The organism is Agromyces cucurbitae (assembly GCF_058349945.1).
The window spans coordinates 75,643-95,484 of the sequence record NZ_JBYRES010000003.1; the positions used below are offsets into that span (position 1 = coordinate 75,643).

At 72.3% G+C, this 19,842-nt stretch carries 19 protein-coding genes; 16 read left to right on the forward strand and 3 right to left on the reverse strand.

Going from position 1 to position 19,842, the window contains the following annotated elements:
• Positions 1 to 32: 32 nt before the first annotated feature.
• The gene (locus AC3RJ6_RS11560; protein ID WP_491427223.1) at positions 33 to 1,178 is read right to left on the reverse strand and encodes a glutamate--cysteine ligase; all 1,146 of its coding nucleotides are present in this window, start codon (positions 1,176 to 1,178) and stop codon (positions 33 to 35) included.
• A 184-nt stretch (positions 1,179 to 1,362) separates the two neighbouring features.
• Here AC3RJ6_RS11560 and AC3RJ6_RS11565 point away from each other — a divergent pair, with 184 nt between their 5' ends.
• From AC3RJ6_RS11565 to AC3RJ6_RS11625, 13 genes are all read left to right on the forward strand, one after another.
• Positions 1,363 to 2,025 (forward strand): GntR family transcriptional regulator, encoded by a 663-nt coding sequence (locus tag AC3RJ6_RS11565; RefSeq protein ID WP_491427224.1) that lies wholly within the window; start codon positions 1,363 to 1,365, stop codon positions 2,023 to 2,025.
• A 285-nt stretch (positions 2,026 to 2,310) separates the two neighbouring features.
• Positions 2,311 to 3,495, forward strand: a complete 1,185-nt coding sequence (locus tag AC3RJ6_RS11570; RefSeq protein ID WP_491427225.1) for a branched-chain amino acid ABC transporter substrate-binding protein — start codon at positions 2,311 to 2,313, stop codon at positions 3,493 to 3,495.
• A gap of 76 nt (positions 3,496 to 3,571) precedes the next feature.
• On the forward strand, positions 3,572 to 4,459 hold the full coding sequence (locus AC3RJ6_RS11575) for a branched-chain amino acid ABC transporter permease (RefSeq protein WP_231432314.1): 888 nt from the start codon (positions 3,572 to 3,574) through the stop codon (positions 4,457 to 4,459).
• Between the two features lies 1 nt (position 4,460).
• Complete coding sequence (locus AC3RJ6_RS11580; RefSeq protein ID WP_491427226.1) at positions 4,461 to 5,660, forward strand: branched-chain amino acid ABC transporter permease; 1,200 nt, start codon at positions 4,461 to 4,463, stop codon at positions 5,658 to 5,660.
• Positions 5,657 to 6,532, forward strand: coding sequence for an ABC transporter ATP-binding protein (locus AC3RJ6_RS11585; protein ID WP_491427227.1), 876 nt, complete (start codon positions 5,657 to 5,659; stop codon positions 6,530 to 6,532). The genes AC3RJ6_RS11580 and AC3RJ6_RS11585 overlap by 4 nt, the downstream gene beginning before the upstream one ends.
• The gene (locus AC3RJ6_RS11590; RefSeq protein ID WP_491427228.1) at positions 6,532 to 7,242 is read left to right on the forward strand and encodes an ABC transporter ATP-binding protein; all 711 of its coding nucleotides are present in this window, start codon (positions 6,532 to 6,534) and stop codon (positions 7,240 to 7,242) included. The genes AC3RJ6_RS11585 and AC3RJ6_RS11590 overlap by 1 nt, the downstream gene beginning before the upstream one ends.
• Positions 7,243 to 7,299: 57 nt before the next feature.
• Positions 7,300 to 8,460, forward strand: a complete 1,161-nt coding sequence (locus tag AC3RJ6_RS11595; RefSeq protein WP_491427229.1) for an NAD(P)/FAD-dependent oxidoreductase — start codon at positions 7,300 to 7,302, stop codon at positions 8,458 to 8,460.
• The gene (locus tag AC3RJ6_RS11600; protein ID WP_491427230.1) at positions 8,457 to 8,699 is read left to right on the forward strand and encodes a (2Fe-2S)-binding protein; all 243 of its coding nucleotides are present in this window, start codon (positions 8,457 to 8,459) and stop codon (positions 8,697 to 8,699) included. The genes AC3RJ6_RS11595 and AC3RJ6_RS11600 overlap by 4 nt, the downstream gene beginning before the upstream one ends.
• Complete coding sequence (locus AC3RJ6_RS11605) at positions 8,696 to 10,072, forward strand: FAD-dependent oxidoreductase (protein WP_491427231.1); 1,377 nt, start codon at positions 8,696 to 8,698, stop codon at positions 10,070 to 10,072. Before AC3RJ6_RS11600 ends, AC3RJ6_RS11605 begins: the two co-directional genes overlap by 4 nt.
• A 98-nt stretch (positions 10,073 to 10,170) precedes the next feature.
• Entirely contained in the window at positions 10,171 to 11,490 is a 1,320-nt protein-coding gene (locus tag AC3RJ6_RS11610; protein ID WP_491427232.1) for an MFS transporter, read from the forward strand.
• An 87-nt stretch (positions 11,491 to 11,577) separates the two neighbouring features.
• Positions 11,578 to 12,510, forward strand: a complete 933-nt coding sequence (locus AC3RJ6_RS11615) for a dihydrodipicolinate synthase family protein (protein WP_491427233.1) — start codon at positions 11,578 to 11,580, stop codon at positions 12,508 to 12,510.
• A complete protein-coding gene (locus AC3RJ6_RS11620; RefSeq protein ID WP_491427234.1) occupies positions 12,510 to 13,511 on the forward strand; it encodes a proline racemase family protein in 1,002 nt (333 codons plus the stop codon). The genes AC3RJ6_RS11615 and AC3RJ6_RS11620 overlap by 1 nt, the downstream gene beginning before the upstream one ends.
• 124 nt (positions 13,512 to 13,635) lie before the next feature.
• Positions 13,636 to 15,141, forward strand: coding sequence for an aldehyde dehydrogenase (NADP(+)) (locus AC3RJ6_RS11625; RefSeq protein WP_491427796.1), 1,506 nt, complete (start codon positions 13,636 to 13,638; stop codon positions 15,139 to 15,141).
• Positions 15,142 to 15,455: 314 nt separating this feature from the next.
• Here the strand turns inward: AC3RJ6_RS11625 and AC3RJ6_RS11630 are convergent, their stop codons facing one another.
• Both AC3RJ6_RS11630 and AC3RJ6_RS11635 read right to left on the reverse strand, forming a co-directional pair.
• The gene (locus AC3RJ6_RS11630; protein WP_491427235.1) at positions 15,456 to 16,439 is read right to left on the reverse strand and encodes a proline racemase family protein; all 984 of its coding nucleotides are present in this window, start codon (positions 16,437 to 16,439) and stop codon (positions 15,456 to 15,458) included.
• Positions 16,439 to 17,383, reverse strand: a complete 945-nt coding sequence (locus AC3RJ6_RS11635) for an ornithine cyclodeaminase family protein (RefSeq protein ID WP_491427236.1) — start codon at positions 17,381 to 17,383, stop codon at positions 16,439 to 16,441. The genes AC3RJ6_RS11630 and AC3RJ6_RS11635 overlap by 1 nt, the downstream gene beginning before the upstream one ends.
• 80 nt (positions 17,384 to 17,463) lie before the next feature.
• On the opposite strand from AC3RJ6_RS11635, the gene AC3RJ6_RS11640 reads away from it, so the two are divergent.
• From AC3RJ6_RS11640 to AC3RJ6_RS11650, 3 genes are all read left to right on the forward strand, one after another.
• Positions 17,464 to 18,987 (forward strand): aminopeptidase P family protein, encoded by a 1,524-nt coding sequence (locus AC3RJ6_RS11640; RefSeq protein ID WP_491427237.1) that lies wholly within the window; start codon positions 17,464 to 17,466, stop codon positions 18,985 to 18,987.
• A 187-nt stretch (positions 18,988 to 19,174) separates the two neighbouring features.
• Positions 19,175 to 19,600: a 30S ribosomal protein S16 gene (rpsP, locus tag AC3RJ6_RS11645; RefSeq protein WP_491427238.1), complete on the forward strand. Its 426-nt coding sequence runs from the start codon at positions 19,175 to 19,177 to the stop codon at positions 19,598 to 19,600.
• Between the two features lie 4 nt (positions 19,601 to 19,604).
• Positions 19,605 to 19,841, forward strand: coding sequence for an RNA-binding protein (locus AC3RJ6_RS11650; RefSeq protein WP_056651189.1), 237 nt, complete (start codon positions 19,605 to 19,607; stop codon positions 19,839 to 19,841).
• The last annotated feature ends 1 nt before the right edge of the window (position 19,842 follow it).

Here is a 19,842-nt window from a genome sequence, read left to right on the forward strand (position 1 = left end):
ACCGAGCGGGCACGGCGCCCCTCGGTGTCGCGTCAGTCGCCGTCCATGCCTTCGCGCAGCTCCTGCGCGAGGTGGGCGACCACGGTCCGCAGGTCTCCGCCGGATGCCTCGGCGACCTGCACCTGGCGCTGCGCACTCGCCCCCGCCGCGACCATGTGGGCGACCTCGGCGAGCTCGTGCTCGCACCCGAGCCGCTGCGCGACGGGCGCGAGCGTCTCGACCAGCTCGAGCAGGTCGGCGGCGACGGGGCGCTCGGCACCCGCGGCATCGGTGATCACCACGGCTTCGAGACCGTAGCGGGCGGCCCGCCACTTGTTCTCACGGGTGTACCAGGGTTGCAGCACCTCGAGCGGCTCGCCGCGATCGAGCCTCGTCGACATCCACTCGACGAGGCACTGCACGAGCGCGCCGATCGCGCCGAGCTCGCGGGCGGTCGAGACCCCGTCGCAGACGCGCACCTCGACCGTGCCCCAGCGCGGCGACGGCCGGATGTCCCAGCGCACCTCGCTGTGGTCCTCGATGACGCCGGTGCGCTGGAGGTCGTCGACGAACCGCTCGTACGCCGCCCAGTCGGCGAGGCGGTAGGGGAGCCCCGCGGTCGGCAGCTGCTGGAACATGAGGGCGCGGTTCGAGGCGTAGCCGGTCTCGACGCCGGCCCAGAACGGGCTCGAGGCGCTCAGCGCCTGCAGGTGCGGAAGGTAGGTCAGCAGGCCGTCGAGGATCGGCAGGGCCTTGTCGCGCTCCTCGAGACCGACGTGCACGTGCACGCCCCAGATCATCATGTTGCGTCCCCACCAGCGGGTGCGCTCGATGAGCTTGTGGTACCTGGGCTTGTCGGTGAGGTGCTGGTCGTACCACTGGCTGAACGGATGCGAGCCCGCGCAGATGAGCTCGTAGTCGCCGAGCTGCTCGACGACGGTGCGGATCTCGGCGAGCTGGTGCTCGAGGTCGGCGACCGCGGCGGCGACCGTGGCGTGCACGCTCGACACGAGCTCGACCGTGTTCGTGAGCAGCTCCGACGTGATGAACGGGTGCTTGCCGCCGGGGCTGATCGCGTCGAGCATCGCGAGCACCCGGTCGCCGACGGAGGCGAGCTCCCCGGTCGCCCGGTCGACGATCGCGATCTCCCACTCGAGGCCCACGGTGGAGCGGGGCGACCTGGCGAACTCGATCGGCATGCGCTGCCCTCCTCGGGGCGGGCCGTTGGGCGGGGCCCGTGCGGCAATCATGACACGGGCGACCGCCGCGGGCGCGGGTGCGTCGCCGCGTGACACGGCAACCGGGCCGGGCGGGTCTCTCCGGGGCTCGAGGGCGGGCGTGGCCTATCATGTGCCACATGATGTATCACGTGCGCGGTGCGCGATGAGCCCCGAGCCGATCCGCGTGCTCGAGGTGCAGAGCCTCCGCGAGCAGGTCGAGCGTACCCTGTCGTCGCGCATCGTCGCGGGCGAGTTCGCGCCGGGCACCGTGCTGACGGTGCCGACGCTCGCGAACGAGTTCGGGGTGAGCGCGACGCCCGTGCGCGAGGCGATGCTGAACCTCGCGAGGCGCGGGTTCCTGAGCCCGATCCGCAACCGCGGTTTCCGGGTCACCGAGGTCTCCGACGACGAGCTGCGCGAGCTGCGCGAGGTGCGCGTGCTGCTCGAGGCGCCGCCGATGCGGGCGATCGCGGGCAAGCTGCCCGCCGACACGGTCGACGCGCTCAACGGCCTCGCCGACGAGATCGTGCGCGCGGGCCGCGAGGGGCGATTCGAGGACTACCTCGAGGCCGACACGGCGTTCCACCTCGCACTGCTCGAGCTCACGGGCAACAGCCACCTCGTGCGCCTCGTGCGCGAGCTGCGCCAGCAGACCCGCCTCGTCGGGCTCGTGGACCTCGCCGAGACCGACGCCCTCGCGGCCTCGTCGCTCGAGCACGCCGAGCTCGTGCGCCTGCTCGTCGCGGGCGACGGCGAGTCGGCCGAGGCGCTCATGCGCCGGCACATCGGCCATGTCGCCGGGCTCTGGAGCGGGCTCGACGAATAGCCCCGTCCGCGGCGTTCTCCGCCGGCAGGCCGGTCCGGGGGCGGCGCTTCGCCGACGCTTCGCGCTCGCGACCCCGTCTGCGACTCGGGCGCGGAGGGGCGTGTCGCGGCGCGCAGGCCGGTGAAGCGTCGGTGCGACGCGCGTCCGCTCCGGAATCGCGTACCGGGTCGGCCGTCGGTTTGCGCGACCGGCGATCGTGAGTAATATGTCACGTACCGCTCGGCGGCGTGGCACCAAGCGACGCGAGCCCGAGGTCATGCAATGTCGCAGACGAGGAGAGTCCCCATGTCCCACGCTCCACGGCGCCGCACGCGCCTCCTGCAGTTCGCCGCCGCGGCGAGCCTCGTGATCGCCACCGCCGGCTGCTCCGGCGGACTCGGCGGCGGAGGCGACGACGGCGGCTCCGACGAGGGCCCCATCAAGTTCGGCATGCTCGCCCCGTTCTCGGGCAGCGAGTCGGCGTTCGGCGACTACATGAAGAACGGCGCCCAGCTCGCCGTCGACGAGATCAACGCCGACGGGGGCGTGCTCGGGCGCGACCTCGAGCTCGTCGTCGAAGACGACGCGTGCGACGCGACGACCGCCGTCGCCGGTGCGAACAAGCTCGTGACCGACGGCGTCGCCGCCTCGGTCGGCGGCTACTGCTCGGGCGCGACGCTGCCGACCCTCCCGATCTTCGACGAGGCCGGCATCCCGATGGTCATCCCCGCCGCGAACTCGAACGAGCTCGTCGAGCAGCAGCTCCCGGGCGTGTTCCTCATCAACGGCACGGGCACCCAGCAGGCGCAGGCCGCCGTCGCGTACTCGGAGAAGATCGACGCGAAGACCGTCGCCGCGATCGACGACGCGACCGCGTACTCGGCCGACCTCGCGGCATCCTTCGTCGAGCAGGCGACCGACGCCGGCCTCGACGTCGCGTTCGAGGCGACGATCACCCCGGGCGAGAACGACTACTCGGCCGTCGCGACGCAGCTCGCGAACGGGCAGCCCGACCTCGTCTACTGGACCGGCTACTACCAGGAGGGCGGCCTCATCGCCCGCCAGGCGAAGGACGCCGGCTTCGAGGGCGTGTTCCTCGTCGGCGACGGTTCGGTCGACGCCAAGTTCGCCGAGATCGCGGGCGACGGCTACACCGACAACGTCGTGGGCACCTTCACGCAGACGCCCGACATGATCGAGGGCGCCGACCAGTGGATCGCCGACTACACCGAGCTCGCCGGTGCCGCGCCCGGGCCGTACTCGACGCAGTCGTACGACGCCGTGCGGGTCATGGCGCAGGCCATCGAGGACGCCGGCTCGACCGACTTCGACGAGGTCGTCGCCGGCCTCGAGGGGCTGAAGGACTTCGACACCTTCGCGGGCCCGCTGACCTTCACCGACGACCACACCCTCTCGGGCGGCGGCTTCGTCATCGTCGCGATCGATCCCGCCACGGGCGCGTTCGTGCTGAAGGACGACCTGCAGGGTTGAGACGCCGGGGCGGGGGCGCGAGCCCTCGCCCCGCCTCGAACCCCCAGGCCCCGGCGGAAAGGACACCGCTGTCGTGATGCAACTCATCTGGAACGGGCTCATCGTCGGCTCGTTCTACGCCCTCGTCGCGCTCGGCTACAGCATGGTCTACGGGATCATCAAGCTGCTGAACTTCGCGCACGGCGACATCTACATGCTCGGCGCCTTCGTCGGGTTCTTCACCCTCTCGGCGTTCGGCATCTCGAACGAGACCTCGATCCCCCTGCTGCTCGTCATCATGCTGCTCTCGATGGTGACCACGGGCCTCATCGGCGTCGGCATCGAGCGGATCGCCTACCGGCCGCTGCGCAACAGTCCGCGGCTCGCGGTGCTCATCACCGCGATCGGCGTCTCGTTCACGCTCGAGTACGGCGTGCGCCAGCTGTTCGGCCCGAACCCCGAGGCGTTCCCCATCCGGCTCGCCTCGACCGGGTTCGACGTGCTCGGCATGCGCATCACGGCGTCGCAGCTCGTGCTCGTCGTCATCGCCGCCGTGCTCATGCTCGTGCTCGCCCACATCGTCGAGCGCACGAGCCAGGGCCGCGCGATGCGCGCCATCGCCCTCGACCCGCAGGGCGCCCAGCTCATGGGCGTGAACGTCAACCGGGTCATCGCGACCGTCTTCTTCATCGGCTCGGCGCTCGCGGGCGCGGCCGGCGTCATGGCGGGCGCCTACTACGGCTCGATCGACTTCCTGATGGGCTTCATCATCGGGCTCAAGGCGTTCACGGCGGCGGTCATCGGCGGCATCGGCAACCTCTACGGCGCCATGCTCGGCGGGCTGCTGCTCGGCCTGCTCGAGTCGTTCGGGGCGGCGTGGTTCGGCGGCGAGTGGCGCGACGTGTTCTCGTTCGCGTTCCTCATCCTGTTCCTGACCTTCAAACCCACCGGGCTGCTCGGCGCCCGCGTCGTCGAGAGGATGTGACATGGCCACGCGACTCGACCATGCGCTCAAGCACGCGCCGTTGCGCGCGCCCGCGCCGCTCTTCGACCGACCGCGCGCACCCCGCGGCGTGTTCACGTCGCAGACCGGGTTCCTCCGGGCACTCGGCGGGCTCGCCGTCCTCCTGCTGCTCGTGCTGCCCTTCATCGATGCCTCGCGGTACACGATGTCGATCGCGACGAGCGCGCTCATCTACGTCATGCTCTGCATGGGCCTCAACGTCGTCGTGGGCTTCGCGGGCCTCCTCGATCTCGGGTACATCGCGTTCTTCGCGGTCGGCGCCTACGTCTCGGGCATCTTCACGACGGTGCTCGGCTTCCCGATGTGGCTCGCGCTCATCGCGACGATCTGCTCGTGCGTGCTCGCGGGCATCGTCATCGGCGCACCGACGCTGCGACTGCGCAGCGACTACCTCGCGATCGTGACGCTCGGGTTCGGAGAGATCATCCGCATCACGGCGAACAACCTCGAGATCACGGGCGGCCCGAGCGGCATCCACGGCATCCCGTCGTGGGAGTTCGGCGGCTGGAGCTTCGACGACGGCTTCACGATCGGGGGCATCGAGTTCCCCGGCTACGTCGTGTTCTACTACTTCGTCGCGCTCGTGGTCGTGGTGGTCGGCGTGATCGGCGCCGGACGGCTCGGCAAGGGCAAGATGGGGCGCGCCTGGAAGGCCGTGCGCGACGACGAGGACGCCGCCGAGGCGATGGGCATCAACACCTACGTCGCCAAGATCTCGGCGTACATCATCGGGGCCGTCTGGGCCGGCATGGCCGGACAGCTCATGGCGACGCACCTGTCGGCGATCAGTCCGAACAGCTTCCAGTTCCTGTACTCGGCGCTCATCCTGATGGCCGTCGTGCTCGGCGGCATGGGCTCGACGCCCGGCGTCATCATCGGCGCCCTGTTCGTCTCGCTCGCGCCCGAGCTGCTGCGCGACTTCGCCGAATGGCGCTTCCTCATCTTCGGCGTGCTGCTCGTCGTCGTGATGCTGTTCCGCCCGGCGGGCCTGTGGCCGGCGACCGCGGTGCTGCCGTGGCTCAAGCGGCAGAAGCCGCAACCGCCGCCCTTCACGTCGGCGGTGTCGGCGGTCGACTTCGGCGAGCCGACCGTGCCGCCGAGCGTGATGGAGTCGGTCGACGGCCTGCCCGCGACCGACGCGGAGGAGGGGAGGCAGCCGTGAGCGCGCTCCTGGAGGTCCGCGACCTGCGACTGCAGTTCGGCGGCGTCAAGGCGGTCGACGGCCTGAGCTTCGAGGTCCGCGAGGGCGAGATCCTCGCCGTCATCGGCCCGAACGGCGCCGGCAAGACGAGCGCGTTCAACTGCATCTCGGCGTTCTACCTGCCGACGTCGGGCTCGGTCGTGTTCGACGGCAATCGCATCGTGCGCGAGGTGCCGGCGTTCTGGCGCCGGCTCGGGCTCACCCACCTGCTGCAGAGCTTCGGCTTCTACCGGGTGCTGCCCTCGCGCGTCACGAAGTGGGGCATGGCCCGCACGTTCCAGAACCTGCGCCTGTTCCGCGAGCTCAGCGTGCTCGACAACGTCAAGACCGCGATGCACGCCAACCTGCGCGAGGGGTTCTGGTCGACCCTGCTGCACACGCCGGGCTACCGCAGGGCCGAGGAGGCGTGCGCCCGCGAGGCGCGCGGCTGGCTCGACTTCGTCGGCTTCGCCGAGGACGAGAACCTCTACGTCACGCAGCTGCCGTACGGCGAGCAGCGACGCGTCGAGATCGCCCGCGCGCTCGCGACGAGCCCGAAGCTGATCCTGCTCGACGAACCGGCCGCAGGCCTCAACTTCAACGAGAAGCAGTCGCTCATGGAGCTGATCCGCAAGATCCGCGCCATGGGGGTCGCGGTCGTGCTCATCGAGCACGACATGGGCCTCGTCATGGAACTCGCCGAACGCATCGTCGTGCTGAACTACGGCAAGGAGATCGCCGACGGCTCACCCGACGAGATCAAGAACGACCCCGTCGTGATCGAGGCCTACCTCGGCGTCGACGAGGAGGAGGGCGGTGCCGCGAGCACCGTCGAGGCGGACGGAGGCCGGTGATGAGCGTGCTCGAGGTGAACGAGGCCGACGTCTACTACGGCAGGGTGCACGCGCTGCGGCAGCTGAGCTTCTCGGTCGACGAGGGCGAGATCGTGTGCCTGCTCGGCAACAACGGCGCCGGCAAGTCGACGACGATGAACATGCTCTCGGGGCTCGTGCGCCCGAAGTCGGGAACGGTCCGCTGGAACGACCTCGACCTCGCGACCGAGAAGCCGTGGAGCATCGTCTCCGCCGGGCTGCTGCACGTGCCCGAGGGGCGCCGCATCTTCTCGACGATGACCGTGCACGAGAACCTCCTGCTCGGCGGCTACACCGTGCGCGACAAGCGGGCCATCCAGTCGCGGCTCGACGAGGTGTACGAGCTCATGCCCCGCCTGGCCGAGCGACGCAAGCAGCAGGGCGGCACGCTCTCGGGCGGCGAGCAGCAGATGGTCGCGATCGGCCGGGCGCTCATCGGCGGCCCGAAGCTGCTGCTGCTCGACGAACCGTCGATGGGGCTCGCGCCGCTCGTGGTCAAGCAGGTGATGGAGATCATCCAGCAGGTCAACGCTCAGGGCACGACCGTGCTGCTCGTCGAACAGAACGCCCGCGCCGCCCTCAAGATCGCGCATCGCGCGTACGTCGTCGAGACCGGCGCGGTGACCCTGTCGGGCCCCGCCGCCGAGCTCGCCGCCGACCCGCGCGTGGTCGAGGCGTACCTCGGCGCGTGAGCGCCCGCGCCGGCTCGAGGCAAGCGACCGCAGAACGACACAGGAAGGGGTGACGCCGTGCGCGTCATCGTGATCGGAGCCGGCGCGATCGGCGCGGCCACCGCACTCGCACTCGCCGAAGCGGGAGCGGAGGTGGTCGTCGTCGATCGCGCAGGCGTCGCGGGGGAGACCTCGAGCCGGTGCGAGGGCAACATCCTCGTCTCCGACAAGGGCCCCGGCCCCGAGGCCGAGCTCGCGATCATCGCGAACCGCGCCTGGCGCGCGCTCGCCGAACGGCTCGACGCCGATCGCGGCGCCGGCCAGCCGGCGACCGAGTTCGAGGCGAAGGGCGGCGTCGTCGTCGCGTTCGCGGGCGGCGCGAACGCGCTCGGCGACTTCGCCGCCTCGCAGCGCGGCATCGGCATCACGGCGAACGAGGTGGATGCCGCGGAGCTGCGTGCGCTCGAACCCCACCTGTCGCCCGAGATCGCACGCGGCATCCACTACCCCGACGACGCCCAGGTGCAACCGAGCCTCGCCACGCAGGCGATGATCGCCACGGCCGTGCGCCTCGGTGCGACGCTCCGGGTGACCGAGGTCACCGGCGCCCGTCTCCGCGACGGCCGCCTCGTCGGCGTCGAGACGCGGGAGGGGCCGATCGAGGGCGACGCGGTCGTCAACTGCGCGGGGCCGTGGGCCGGCGAGGTCGCCGCGCTCCTCGGCGCACGGCTCGACATCCGGCCGCGTCGCGGCATGATCCTCGTGACGGTGCCGATGCCGCAGCGGGTCTTCCACAAGGTGTACGACGCCGACTACGTGGGCGCAGTGGGCTCGGGCGACGCCTCGCTGCAGACGTCGACCGTCGTGGAGTCGACGCCGGCCGGCACCGTGCTCATCGGGTCGAGCCGCGAGCGGGTCGGATTCAGCGCCGAGCACGCGCTGCCCGCGCTCGCCGAGATCGCGGCGAAGGCCACTCGCCTCTTCCCGTTCCTCGCCGACACGATGCTGCTGCGCAGCTACCACGGGTTCCGCCCGTACGCGCCCGACCACCTGCCGGCGATCGGCGCCGACGGCGAGATCGGCGGGCTCTTCCACGCCGCCGGTCACGAGGGGGCCGGCATCGGGCTCGCGCCGACGACGGGCGAGCTCGTCGCCCATGCCGTGCTCGGCACGCCCGCGCCGATCGACCCGGCACCCTTCCTGCCCACGAGAATCGCGCTCCGGAAGGAGGTCGCATGACCATCCGCATCACCTTCGCAGGCGACGAGCTCGCCGGCCGCGACGGCCAGACCATCGCGGGCGTGCTCCTCGCCGCCGGGCGCCGAAGCTGGCGCACCGCCGACGGCGCCGAGCGCGGCGTGTTCTGCGGCATCGGCGTCTGCCAGGACTGCGTCGTGACCGTGAACGGCATCGAGAGCGTGCGCGCCTGCCAGCGCACCGCGTGCGACGGCGACGTCGTCGAACGGGAGACGCGATGAAGCGGCGCGTCGTCGTGCTCGGCGCGGGGCCGGCGGGGCTCGCGGCCGCGCAGGCCGCCCTCGCCCACGGCGCCGACGTCGTGGTGATCGACGAGGGCGAGCGGGTCGGCGGCCAGTTCTGGCGCCACCACGACACGCTCACCGACCCGCACCTCCAGCACCAGTGGGCGCGTTTCGAGCGGTTGCACGCAGCGCTCGACCGCGCGACCGTGCACTCGTCGACGAGCGTGTGGCGCGTCGACACCGAGCAGGGCCTCCGCGTACACGCCCTGCAGGGGCCCGCCGACGCGGCCGCCCGCACGGCGCTCACGATCGAGGCTGACGCGCTCGTGATCGCGACCGGTGCGCACGACCGCGCCCTGCCCGTGCCCGGGTGGACGCTGCCCGGCGTCACGACGGCCGGCGCGGCCCAGGCGCTCGCGAAGCGCGACGGGGTCGCGCTCGGGCGCCGTACGGTCGTCGCGGGGGCCGGACCGTTCCTGCTGCCCGTCGCGGCGAGCATCGCACGCGTGGGCGGCGAGGTCGTCGAGGTCGTGGAGGCCGTCGGGCCGCGCGCCATCGCGCGCGGCTGGGGACGTGCTCCCTGGCAGTTGGCCGGCGTCGCGGGCAAGGCGGGCGAGCTCGGCGAGTACGCCGTCTCGCTCGCCCGCTATCGCACCCCGTACCGGCTCGGCCGGGCCGTCACCCGCATCCACGGGGAGTCCGCGGTCGAGGGCGTGACGATCCAGCGCATCGACGCCCGGTGGCGACCGATCGCCGGCACCGAACGGTACGTCGAGTGCGACGCCGTCGCGCTCGGCCACGGCTTCACGCCTCGGCTCGAGGCCGCGATCCAGGCGGGCTGCGCGATCAGCGCCGCACGATTCGTCGAGGTCGACGTCCGACAGTCAACGAGCGTCGACGGCGTGTACGCCGCGGGCGAGGTCACCGGCATCGCCGGGGCCGACGCGGCCCTGGCCGAGGGCGCGGTCGCGGGCTTCGCCGCCGCCGGGGGAGACCTCGACGACCCGCGCATGCGGGGCCCGCTCGCCGCCCGCCGTCGCATGCACGCGTTCGCGGCACGGCTCGCGACGCACGACATCGCACCGGGCTGGACCGCGTGGCTCGACGACGAGACGATCATGTGCCGGTGCGAGTCGGTGACCGTGGCCGCGCTGCGCGGCGCCGCCGATGCGGCGGGCTCGAGCCGCGGCATCCGGCTCGCGACCCGCGCCGGACTCGGCGCCTGCCAGGGACGCACGTGCGGTCGCAGCGTCGAGGACGTGCTCGGGCGCCCGATCGGCTTCGACCGGCGGCCCGTGCTGTCGTCGGTGCGCATCGGCGAGCTCGCGGACTGCGCCGGCGCGCCGTCGGGGGAGGCCGCCGGAGGCTGAGCCGATCGGCCGCCGGCCCGGCGATCGCAGCGGCCCGCGGCATCCGCCTTGTAGTGTGTGATATATTACACATCACGTAACGCGACAAAGGAGCCGCAATGAGCACCACCACCGACCTCGACGAGCAGATCGCCCCGCCCGGCGATGCCGAGGCCCGCCGTGTCCGCAAGGTCATGACGTCCTCGGCCATCGGGCACTTCGTCGAGTGGTTCGACTTCGCCGTGTACGCGTACGCGGCGCCCGTCATCGCGACGCTCTTCTTCCCGCAGTCCGACCCGGCCGCCGCGCTCATGGCCGTGTTCGCCGTCTACGCCGTCGGCTTCGTCGCGCGCCCCATCGGCGCCTTCGTGATCGGCAACCTCGGCGACCGGTTCGGGCGCAAGCGCGTGCTCGCCGGCGTCATCCTCGTCATGGGCATCTCGACCACCCTCATCGGCCTGCTGCCCACCTACGCGGCCATCGGGGTCGCCGCGCCCGTACTGCTGATACTGCTGCGCATGGTGCAGGGGCTGTCGGCAGCGGGCGAGACCATCGGCTCGAACTCCTTCGTCGCCGAGCACTCGCCGATCAGGCGCCGCGGGGTCAACGTCGGCATGGTCTACACGTGGTCGAACCTGCCGCCCGTCGTCGCGGCGCTGCTCGTGCTCGCGCTCACCACCGTGCTCTCGCCCGAGGCCTACGAGACGTGGGGCTGGCGCGTGCCGTTCCTGCTGGGCGCCCCGCTCGCCGTCGTCGGCCTCTACATCCGCACCCGCGTCGACGAGTCGCCCGCCTTCGTCGAGATGCGCGAAAGCCGCCAGGTCGAGTCGGCGCCGATCCGCACGGTGTTCCGCGAGCAGTGGCGCAACATGGTCGTCTGCTTCAGCATCGCGGCCGTCGCGAGCCTCGGCTACTACTCGCTCACGGGCTACTTCTACTCGTACATGACGGTGACGATCGGCCTCGACTCGTCGGCCGCGCTCATCTCGAACAGCATCGCGCTCCTCATCACGTTCTTCACCGTGCCGGTCGCGGCGCTCGTGTCCGACCGCATCGGCCGACGGCGAATGCTGCTCATCGCGGGCCTCTTCGGCGCACTCGTCGCGGTGCCCGCGTACCTCCTCGTCGGCGTCGGCACCCTGCCCGCCGCGATCGTGAGCCAGAGCCTGCTCGGCCTCGCCCTCGGGCTCTTCTTCGGCCCCGCCGGCGCCGCCTTCGTCGAGCTCTTCCCGGCCCGGGTGCGCTACACGGGCGCGTCGATCAGCTACAACCTCGCCTTCACGATCTTCGGGGGCACCGCGCCGCTCATCGCGACCTGGCTGATCGGCCTCACCGGTTCGACCGTCGCGCCCGCCTGGTACGTGGTCGCGGTCACGGTGCTCGCCCTCCTCGTCGTCGTGACGATGCCCGAGACCAACCGGCGATCGATGCGCGACTGACCCCCGGCGCCGCGGCGCGGCGCACTGCCCCGACTTCACCTCACCCCGTCGCATCCTGCGACCACAACGATCAGAATGGAACACGAAATGACCACGCAGAACATGGACCTCGGCGGCGTCGTCGTCGCCACCACCCTGGCCTTCAAGCCCGATGCCTCGGCGCCCGCCGGCCTCGCCGTCGACTACGACAAGTTCGGCGAGCACGTCGACTTCCTGATGTCGAACGGCTGCCGCGGCGTCGGCCCGAACGGCTCGCTCGGCGAGTACTCGTCGCTCACCGACGAGGAGCGCCGCAAGGTCATCCAGGTCGCCGTCGAGGCCGTCGACGGCCGCGGCATCGTCATCGCGGGCGTGCACGGCGTCGGCAGCCACCAGGCGCGCCAGTGGGCCGAGTACGCCGAGGAGGACGGCGCCGACGGCGTGCTGCTGCTGCCGCCGACGATCTACCGCGCCAACGAGGGCGAGGTCATCGCGCACTACCAGGAGGTCGCGAAGGTCGGGCTGCCGATCATGGCCTACAACAACCCGTTCGACACGAAGGTCGACCTCGTGCCCTCGCTCGTCGCGAAGCTCGCCGAGATCCCCGAGGTCGTCGCGATCAAGGAGTTCTCAGGCGACGTGCGCCGCGTCTACGAGATCAAGGAACTGTGCGACATCGACATCATCGCCGGTGCCGACGACGTGCTCTTCGAGCTCATGGTGAACGGCGCGGTCGGCTGGTTCGCCGGCTACCCGAACGCGTTCCCGCGCGAGGCCGTCGAGCTCTACAACCTCTGCGCCGACGGCAAGTGGCACGAGGCGAAGGCGCTCTACGAGCAGCTCGTCGCCGTGTTCCGCTGGGACTCGCGCACCGAGTTCGTGCAGGCCATCAAGCTCTCGATGGACATCTGCGGCAACTCCTACGGCGGCCCGACCCGCCCGCCGCGCGGCCCGCTCTCGCCCGAGCAGCACGCCCAGGTCACCGCCGACACCGAGCGGGCGCTCGCGGCGCTCGCGGCGCGGCAGGCGGCGGTCGCCTGATGCGGGCGCGCCGGGTCCTCTCCGCGGTCGACTCCCACACCGAGGGCATGCCGACCCGGGTCGTCACGGGCGGCGTCGGCCGGATCCCCGGCGCGACCATGAACGACCGCCGGCTCTACGCGATGGAGCACCTCGACGGGCTGCGGGGCCTGCTCATGAACGAGCCCCGCGGCCACGCGTCGATGTCGGGCGCGCTGCTGCAGCCCCCGGCGCGCGACGATGCCGACTGGGGCGTCGTCTTCATCGAGGCATCCGGGTTCCTGCCCATGTGCGGGCACGGCACCATCGGCGTCGCGACCGTGCTCGTCGAGACGGGCATGGTCGAGGTGACCGAACCCGTCACCGAGATCCGGCTCGACGTGCCCGCGGGGCTCGTGATCGCGCGCGTGGCCGTCGAAGGCGGCCGGGCGAAGCACGTCACGATCGAGAACGTGCCGAGCTTCGCCGAGCGGCTGGATGCCTCGATCGAGGTGCCCGGCTACGGCGAGGTGCCGTACTCGGTCGCGTTCGGCGGCAACTTCTACGCGCTCGTCGAGCTCGACGCGGTCGGGCTGCCGTTCGACCGGGCCCGCAAAGACGACATCCTGCGCGCGGGCCTTGCGATCATGGACGCCATCAACACGCAGGCGCCGCCGCAGCACCCCGTCATCGCGGGCGCGAACCACGTGCACCACGTCGAGTTCATCGCGCCCGGCTCCGACGCCGTGCGGTCGCGGCACGCAATGGCGATCCACCCCGGGTGGTTCGACCGGTCGCCCTGCGGCACCGGCACGAGCGCCCGCATGGCCGAGCTCTTCGCCCGCGGCGAGCTCGCGCTCGACACCGACTTCGTCAACGAGTCGTTCATCGGCACCGAGTTCACCGGGCGCCTGATCCGCGAGACGGAGGTCGGCGGGGTGCCGGCCGTCGTGCCGACCATCACCGGCCGCGCCTGGGTGACCGGCCTCGGCCAGTACTTCCTCGACGAGGACGACCCGTTCCCCGAGGGCTTCGTCTTCTGACGACGTGCCCCGTGCGTTGTTCAGGGACGCAGCGGCGTGTCGGCCCGGTCGGGCGCCCGACACGCCGTGCCACACACCTCCGCTCCTGAATCACGCACCCACGCAGACCTTCGAATCGACCCAGCTGGAGGCATCCATGACCACCGAGACCGACCTCGACGCCGTCGCGGCCCGCGCGGCGCGCGCCGCCCGCCCCTTCGCCGAGACCGAGCCCCGCGCCCGAGCGGCCGCGCTCGTGGGCGTCGCCGACGCGATCGACGCGAACGCCGCCGAGCTCATCGCGATCGCGATGCGCGAGACGGGCCTGACCGAGCCCCGCCTCACGGGCGAGGTGCGCCGCACCTCGAACCAGTTGCGCCTCTTCGCCGAGGTGATCGTCGACGGCGCCTACCTCGACGCCCGCATCGACGACGCCGACCCCGGCTACGTGATCGGCCCGCGCCCCGACGTGCGGCGCGTGCTCGAGCCCGTCGGGCCGGTGCTCAACTTCGCGGCCTCGAACTTCCCGTTCGCGTTCTCGGTCGCGGGCGGCGACTCGGCTGCGGCGCTCGCGGCGGGCTGCCCGCTCATCGTGAAGGCGCACTCGGGCCACCCCGAGTTGTCGCGACGCACGGGTGAGATCGTCGCCGAGGCCCTCGCCGCCGCCGGCATGCCCGACGGCGTCTTCCAGGTCGTCGCGGGCCAGCAGGCCGGCGTCGAGCTGTTGACGGACGACCGCATCCGCGCCGGCGCCTTCACGGGGTCGACGCACGTCGGACGCCTGCTCGCCGACCTCGCGGCGTCGCGGCCTCGCCCGATCCCGTTCTACGGCGAGCTCGGCAGCGTCAACCCCGTCTATGCGACCGCGGGAGCGGTGGCGGGCGACCCCGACCTGCTGCATGGCTTCCTGACCTCGGTCTCGGGGTCGGCGGGGCAGCTCTGCACGAAACCCGGCTTCCTCTTCGTGCCGCGCGAGGCCGAGCTCGGTGCGGTGGGCGACGCCGCGGCCGCGGTCGCCGAACACCGGTTGCTCAACCCGGGCATCGGCCGCGCGTTCGAGGAGCGGCGCGGGGCCGTGCTCGACGCACCCGGCGTCACCGTGCTCGCCGCGGGCGAGGTGCGCGTCGACGACGCCGAGCAGCGCTTCGCGACGCCGACGGTCGTCGAGGTCGACCTCGGCACGCTGCGCGAGCACCGCGACGAGCTCCTCGAGGAGTCGTTCGGCCCGCTCTCGATCATCGTGCGCTACGACGACGCGGCCGAGCTGCCCGACGTGCAGCGCGAGTTGTTCCCCGGCAACCTCACCTCGACGCTCCACGCGAGCGACGCCGAGCTGGAGGACGGCGGGCTCGCCGACCTCGTCGACGCCCTCGCGGAGACGAGCGGACGGGTGCTCTTCGGCGGCTGGCCGACGGGCGTCTCGGTCACGAGCGCCATGCAGCACGGCGGCCCGTACCCCGCGACGACGACCGATGCGACGAGCGTCGGCACCGCGGCGATCACGCGGTTCCTGCGCGGCGTCGCCTACCAGAACGCACCGCAGGCGCTGCTGCCCGCACCGCTCCGCGACGACAACCCGTGGGGTGTGCCGCAGCGCCGCAGTGCGGCCGGCCGCTCGGCCGAGTGGGGCAGCCTCACCGGCGCGCACTGACGCACGAACGACGACGGCGGATGCCTCGGGGCCGGCCCGAGGCATCCGCCGTCGTCGTGTCGTATCGAGTGGGCGGAAAACGTCCGAGATCGGGCTGATTCTGGACGATTTCTGCCCACTCGACGGTCGCCGCCAGGCGAGTCTGCACCGAGTGGGCGGAAAACGTCCGAGATCGGGCTGATTCTGGACGACATCTGCCCACTCGACGGTCGCCGCCAGGCGGGTCTGCACCGAGTGGGCGGAAAACGTCCGAGATCGGGCTGATTCTGGACGACTTCTGCCCACTCGATCACCGAGGCGGCGGCCCGGGGCGATCAGCGCAGGCTGAAGCCGTCGGCGAGCGGGTCGGCGGGGTCGAGCTCGAACTCGCAGCGGCCGACCCGGTAGGCCTGGCCGGTGACCTCGGGGATGACCCCGGCCTCGGTGCGCGCGGCCACCCGCGCGAGGAACCGCGTGCCGATGATCGAGTCGTGCGTGAGCATTTCGCCGTCGGCAAGTTCGCCCGTGTGCGCGAGGAACGCGACTCGCGACGCGGTCCCCGAGCCGCACGGGCTGCGGTCGACCTCGCCGTCGGCGAAGACCGTGACGTTGCGCTGCCACGGGCCGTCTCCGGTGCGGCCGAGGTCGTCGACGAGGATGGTGCCGTAGACGCCCGAGAGCCGGTCGTCGTCGAGCTGCGCGGCCGGGTGGTCGTTCAGCGCCCACTTGATCTCGCGGCCGAGCCGGATGAGCTCGGTCGTGTGGGCGGGGGCCACCTCGAGGCCGAGCGAGGCGGCCGGGAGGGTCGCGTAGACGGCGCCGCCGAACACGAGGTCGACGAGCACCTCGCCGCGGCTCGTCGCGAGCGGGATGCCGCGCTCGAGGACGCGCGATTCGACGTTGCGGAAGACGACGCCGGTCGTCACGCCGCCCGACCGCTGCACGCGCGCCTCCACCCGCCCGCTCGGCACGTCGATCACGACGACCGCCTCGCCGTCGTCGGGGGCGGCGACCCGGCCGGTCGCGACGGCCCAGGCGCCGAGCGCCATGGTGCCGTGCCCGCACGCGGTCGAGAAGCCGTCCTTGTGCCAGAACAGCACGCCGAAGTCGGCGCCGTCGTCGTCGGGCGGCGTGATGAACCCGCCGTACATGTCGTCGTGACCGCGCGGCTCGAGGCAGAGGAACCGGCGCACCCGATCGGGCTCGCCCGTCATGGCGTGCACGCGCCGCTCGGCGACGGTCGCCCCCTCGGTCGCGACGCCCTCGACGATGCGGAACGGCTCGCCGGCCGTGTGCCAGTCCTCGGTGCTCCAGCGCATCACGCTGCTCCGTCCTCGTCGTCGATCGCGGCCTGGGCGACCGCGAGATCCTGCCAGCCCATGCCGCACGTCTTCACGATGCGGGGCCGGTCGTTCGCGACGGCGACGGCGCCCGTCGCGATGCGCGCCATCGGCACGACGTCGCCGGGGGAGAGGTGCCCCTCGTCGAACGCCATGATGACGTCGCCCGCCTCGGTGCGCGCGACCCGATCGGTCTCGACGACGACCTGGGCGCGGCCGAGGAGCGCCCCCGGCAGCTCGCGCGCGTCGCGCTCGTGCGACCCGACCGCGACGAGCGCGGTTCGGTCGCGCACGAGGTCGGCGTCGAAGAGCGGCGTGCGAGCCGTCGTCGCGCAGACCACGAGGTCGGCGTCGGCGACGTCGGCGGCCTCGCCCACGGCGACGTCGAGTCCGGGTGCCTCGCACGCGGCCACCGCTCGCATCGCCTTCGCCCGGTCGCGGCCGACGAACCGCACGCGCTCGATCGGGCGGATCGCGCGCATCGCCTCGACGTGGCGGATCCCCTGCGGGCCCGTGCCGAAGACGACGAGGCTCGTGGCGTCGGGTTCGGCCACGAGGTCGAGCATCGCGGCCGACATCGCCGGGGTGCGCAGGCTCGTGAGCTCGGTGCCGTCGAGCAGGGCGACGGGGGTGAGCGTCTCGGCGTCGAGCACGACGTAGATCGCCTGGATGCGCTCGAGGCCCATCGACGGGTTGGCCGGAGCGACCGTCGCGAGCTTCTGGCCGGCATACCGGCCGAGGTCGGCGGGCATCAGCAGCAGCTGGCCGTGACGCACGTCGACGATCGAGCGGGGCGGGTCGTCGTCGGGGTCGAAGCCGTCGCGGAGCGCGGCCTGGAGGGCACGGATCGCCTTCGGCATGTCGATGCGCGCGCGGAGCGCGGCGGCGTCGAACATCCGCATGGCGGCGATGACATCGGACATGCCGAGAGTCTACTATGTGATGCGTAATACACCACCCGATCACCACGAGTGACGCGCGACGCAGCGCAGGAGGAGTGAGCATGCCCGCCCACGACGGCACGACCACGATCACCCACGTCGAGGAGCCGGGCGCACCCGCATCGGTACCCGCCGCGGTCGAGACCCCGCTCGCCGAGCCGGTCACCGCTCGATCGATGCCCCGGCCGTCGGAGCCCGACCCGCGGATGCCGCGCCTCGCCGGATCGCCCGGGTTCCGCGAGTTCATGCTGCAGGGCTGGGGCGACGCCGACCGCAGCCCCCTCGTCCCCGGCGGTGCGCCGGAGGCGGCCGCCCGCCATCGCGGCCGGCTCTCGGCCGCGTTCCCCGGCGAAGTGCTCGCGATCGCCGCCGGCCGTGCGCCCATGCGCGTCAACGACAACGCCCACGAGTTCCGCGCCGACAGCGACTTCCTCTGGCTCGCGGGAGCCGCGGTCGAGGACGCCGTGCTCGTGCTCGAGCCCGCGGCGGGCGGGCACGACGCGACGCTCTACCTGCCGACGCCGTTCCGCCCCGGCGACGAGGGATTCTTCGCCGACCCGCTGCGCGGCGAGCTCTGGGTCGGTCCCATGCCGGGCCTCGCCGAGTGGGGCGACGCGCTCGGCGTGCGCACCCGGTCGATCGACGCGCTCGACCTGCCCGCCGGTGCGCTGATCGCGGGCACCGTCCCGTCGGTCGGTCCCGCTGCGGTGATCGCCGGCCGGCCGCGATCGGGCGACCTCGGCCGCGTGCTCGCCGAACTCCGGATGACCAAGGACGACTGGGAGCTCGCCGAGCTCCGCGCCGCCGTCGACACGACCGTCGACGGCTTCGCGGCGACCGCGCTCGAGATCCCCGCGGCCGTGCGCCGCGGGGGAGAGCGGTGGCTCCAGGGCACCTTCGACCGGCACGCCCGCACGTTCGGCGCCGGGGTCGGCTACGCGTCCATCGTCGGGTCGGGCGCGCACGCGCCCATCCTGCACTGGGTGCGCGCCGAGGGCGCGGTCGATCCCGAGGCGCTGCTGCTGCTCGACCTCGGCGTCGAGCGCCCGAGCGGCTACACCGCCGATGTCACCCGCACGCTGCCGGCCTCCGGCACCTTCTCGACGGCGCAGCGCGAGGTGCACGACCTCGTCGAGGCGTCGCATCGGGCGGGGCTCGCCGCCGTCGGTCCCGGGCGCGACTGGGCCGACTTCCACACCGCCTCCATGGAGGTGCTCGCCCGCGGGCTCGCCGACTGGGGCCTGCTGCCGGTGTCGGTCGACGAGGCGCTCTCGCCCGGCGGGCAGCAGCACCGCCGCTACATCGTGTGCGGGGTGGGCCATCACCTCGGCATCGACGTGCACGACTGCTCGTCCGCGAGCCACGCCGCCTACCAGGGTGCGAAGATGCGGCCGGGCATGGTGCTGACGGTCGAGCCCGGGCTGTACTTCCACGCGTTCGACGAGACGCTCCCGCCCGAGCTCCGCGGCCTGGGCGTCCGCCTCGAGGACGACCTCGTCGTGACCGACGTCGGCAGCGAGGTGCTCTCGCGCGGCCTGCCGATCGATGCGGCGGGCGTCGAGGCGTGGATGGCGGGGCTGCGCTGACGTCGCGATCGGCGCCGGCCGCCCGGTCGGCGCCGGTTCGCGGCATCCGCCCCGATCTGGCAGAATAGGGGGTTGGACCGCCGCCCGACCCTCTATCAGGCCGTGGTCCGACCATTCGAGCTTCCGCCGGGTGTGCACCCCACGCTCCAGGCGATCGGTTCAACCTTTCTACACATTCAGGAGAATCGTGGCTGTCAAGATCCGTCTCAAGCGTCTCGGCAAGATCCGTGCGCCGTACTACCGCATCGTCGTCGCCGACTCGCGCACCAAGCGCGACGGTCGTGTGATCGAGGAGATCGGCAAGTACCACCCCACCGAGCAGCCCTCGTTCATCGAGGTCGACTCCGACCGTGCGCAGTACTGGCTCGGCGTCGGCGCGCAGCCGACCGAGCAGGTGCTCGCCATCCTCAAGCTCACGGGCGACTGGGGCAAGTTCAAGGGCGACGCGAACGCCGTCTCGACCGTCCAGACGAAGGACGCCAAGGCCGAGTTCGTCGCCGACGAGAAGAAGAAGCCGGTGCTGAAGCCCAAGGCTGAGAAGCCGGCCCCCAAGGCCGAGGAGCCCGCCGAGGCCGAGGCCGAGGCTGCGGAGACCGCGACGGACGAGGCGTAAGGCCTTGCTCCAGTCCGCGCTCGAACACCTCGTCAAGGGGATCGTCGATCACCCTGACGACGTGAAGGTCGTCTCCGCGTCGAGCGCACGCGGCGAGGTCCTCGAGGTTCACGTGAACCCCGAGGACCTCGGCCGTGTCATCGGCCGGGCCGGCCGCACCGCCAAGGCCCTCCGCACGCTCGTCACGGCGCTCGCCGACGGCCGCCGCGTGCGGGTCGACGTCGTCGACACCGACGACTGAC

What these genes read in the sequence shown, in the direction of transcription:
- AC3RJ6_RS11640 (WP_491427237.1), top strand. Translation starts at nt 17,464, where the DNA reads ATGCCCGCCCACGACGGCACGACCACGATCACCCACGTCGAGGAGCCG.
- AC3RJ6_RS11615 (WP_491427233.1), top strand. Translation starts at nt 11,578, where the DNA reads ATGACCACGCAGAACATGGACCTCGGCGGCGTCGTCGTCGCCACCACC.
- AC3RJ6_RS11605 (WP_491427231.1), top strand. Translation starts at nt 8,696, where the DNA reads ATGAAGCGGCGCGTCGTCGTGCTCGGCGCGGGGCCGGCGGGGCTCGCG.
- AC3RJ6_RS11580 (WP_491427226.1), top strand. Translation starts at nt 4,461, where the DNA reads ATGGCCACGCGACTCGACCATGCGCTCAAGCACGCGCCGTTGCGCGCG.
- AC3RJ6_RS11560 (WP_491427223.1), bottom strand. Translation starts at nt 1,178, where the DNA reads ATGCCGATCGAGTTCGCCAGGTCGCCCCGCTCCACCGTGGGCCTCGAG.
- AC3RJ6_RS11610 (WP_491427232.1), top strand. Translation starts at nt 10,171, where the DNA reads ATGAGCACCACCACCGACCTCGACGAGCAGATCGCCCCGCCCGGCGAT.
- AC3RJ6_RS11590 (WP_491427228.1), top strand. Translation starts at nt 6,532, where the DNA reads ATGAGCGTGCTCGAGGTGAACGAGGCCGACGTCTACTACGGCAGGGTG.
- AC3RJ6_RS11570 (WP_491427225.1), top strand. Translation starts at nt 2,311, where the DNA reads ATGTCCCACGCTCCACGGCGCCGCACGCGCCTCCTGCAGTTCGCCGCC.
- AC3RJ6_RS11630 (WP_491427235.1), bottom strand. Translation starts at nt 16,439, where the DNA reads ATGCGCTGGAGCACCGAGGACTGGCACACGGCCGGCGAGCCGTTCCGC.
- AC3RJ6_RS11565 (WP_491427224.1), top strand. Translation starts at nt 1,363, where the DNA reads ATGAGCCCCGAGCCGATCCGCGTGCTCGAGGTGCAGAGCCTCCGCGAG.
- AC3RJ6_RS11635 (WP_491427236.1), bottom strand. Translation starts at nt 17,383, where the DNA reads ATGTCCGATGTCATCGCCGCCATGCGGATGTTCGACGCCGCCGCGCTC.
- AC3RJ6_RS11620 (WP_491427234.1), top strand. Translation starts at nt 12,510, where the DNA reads ATGCGGGCGCGCCGGGTCCTCTCCGCGGTCGACTCCCACACCGAGGGC.
- AC3RJ6_RS11575 (WP_231432314.1), top strand. Translation starts at nt 3,572, where the DNA reads ATGCAACTCATCTGGAACGGGCTCATCGTCGGCTCGTTCTACGCCCTC.
- AC3RJ6_RS11600 (WP_491427230.1), top strand. Translation starts at nt 8,457, where the DNA reads ATGACCATCCGCATCACCTTCGCAGGCGACGAGCTCGCCGGCCGCGAC.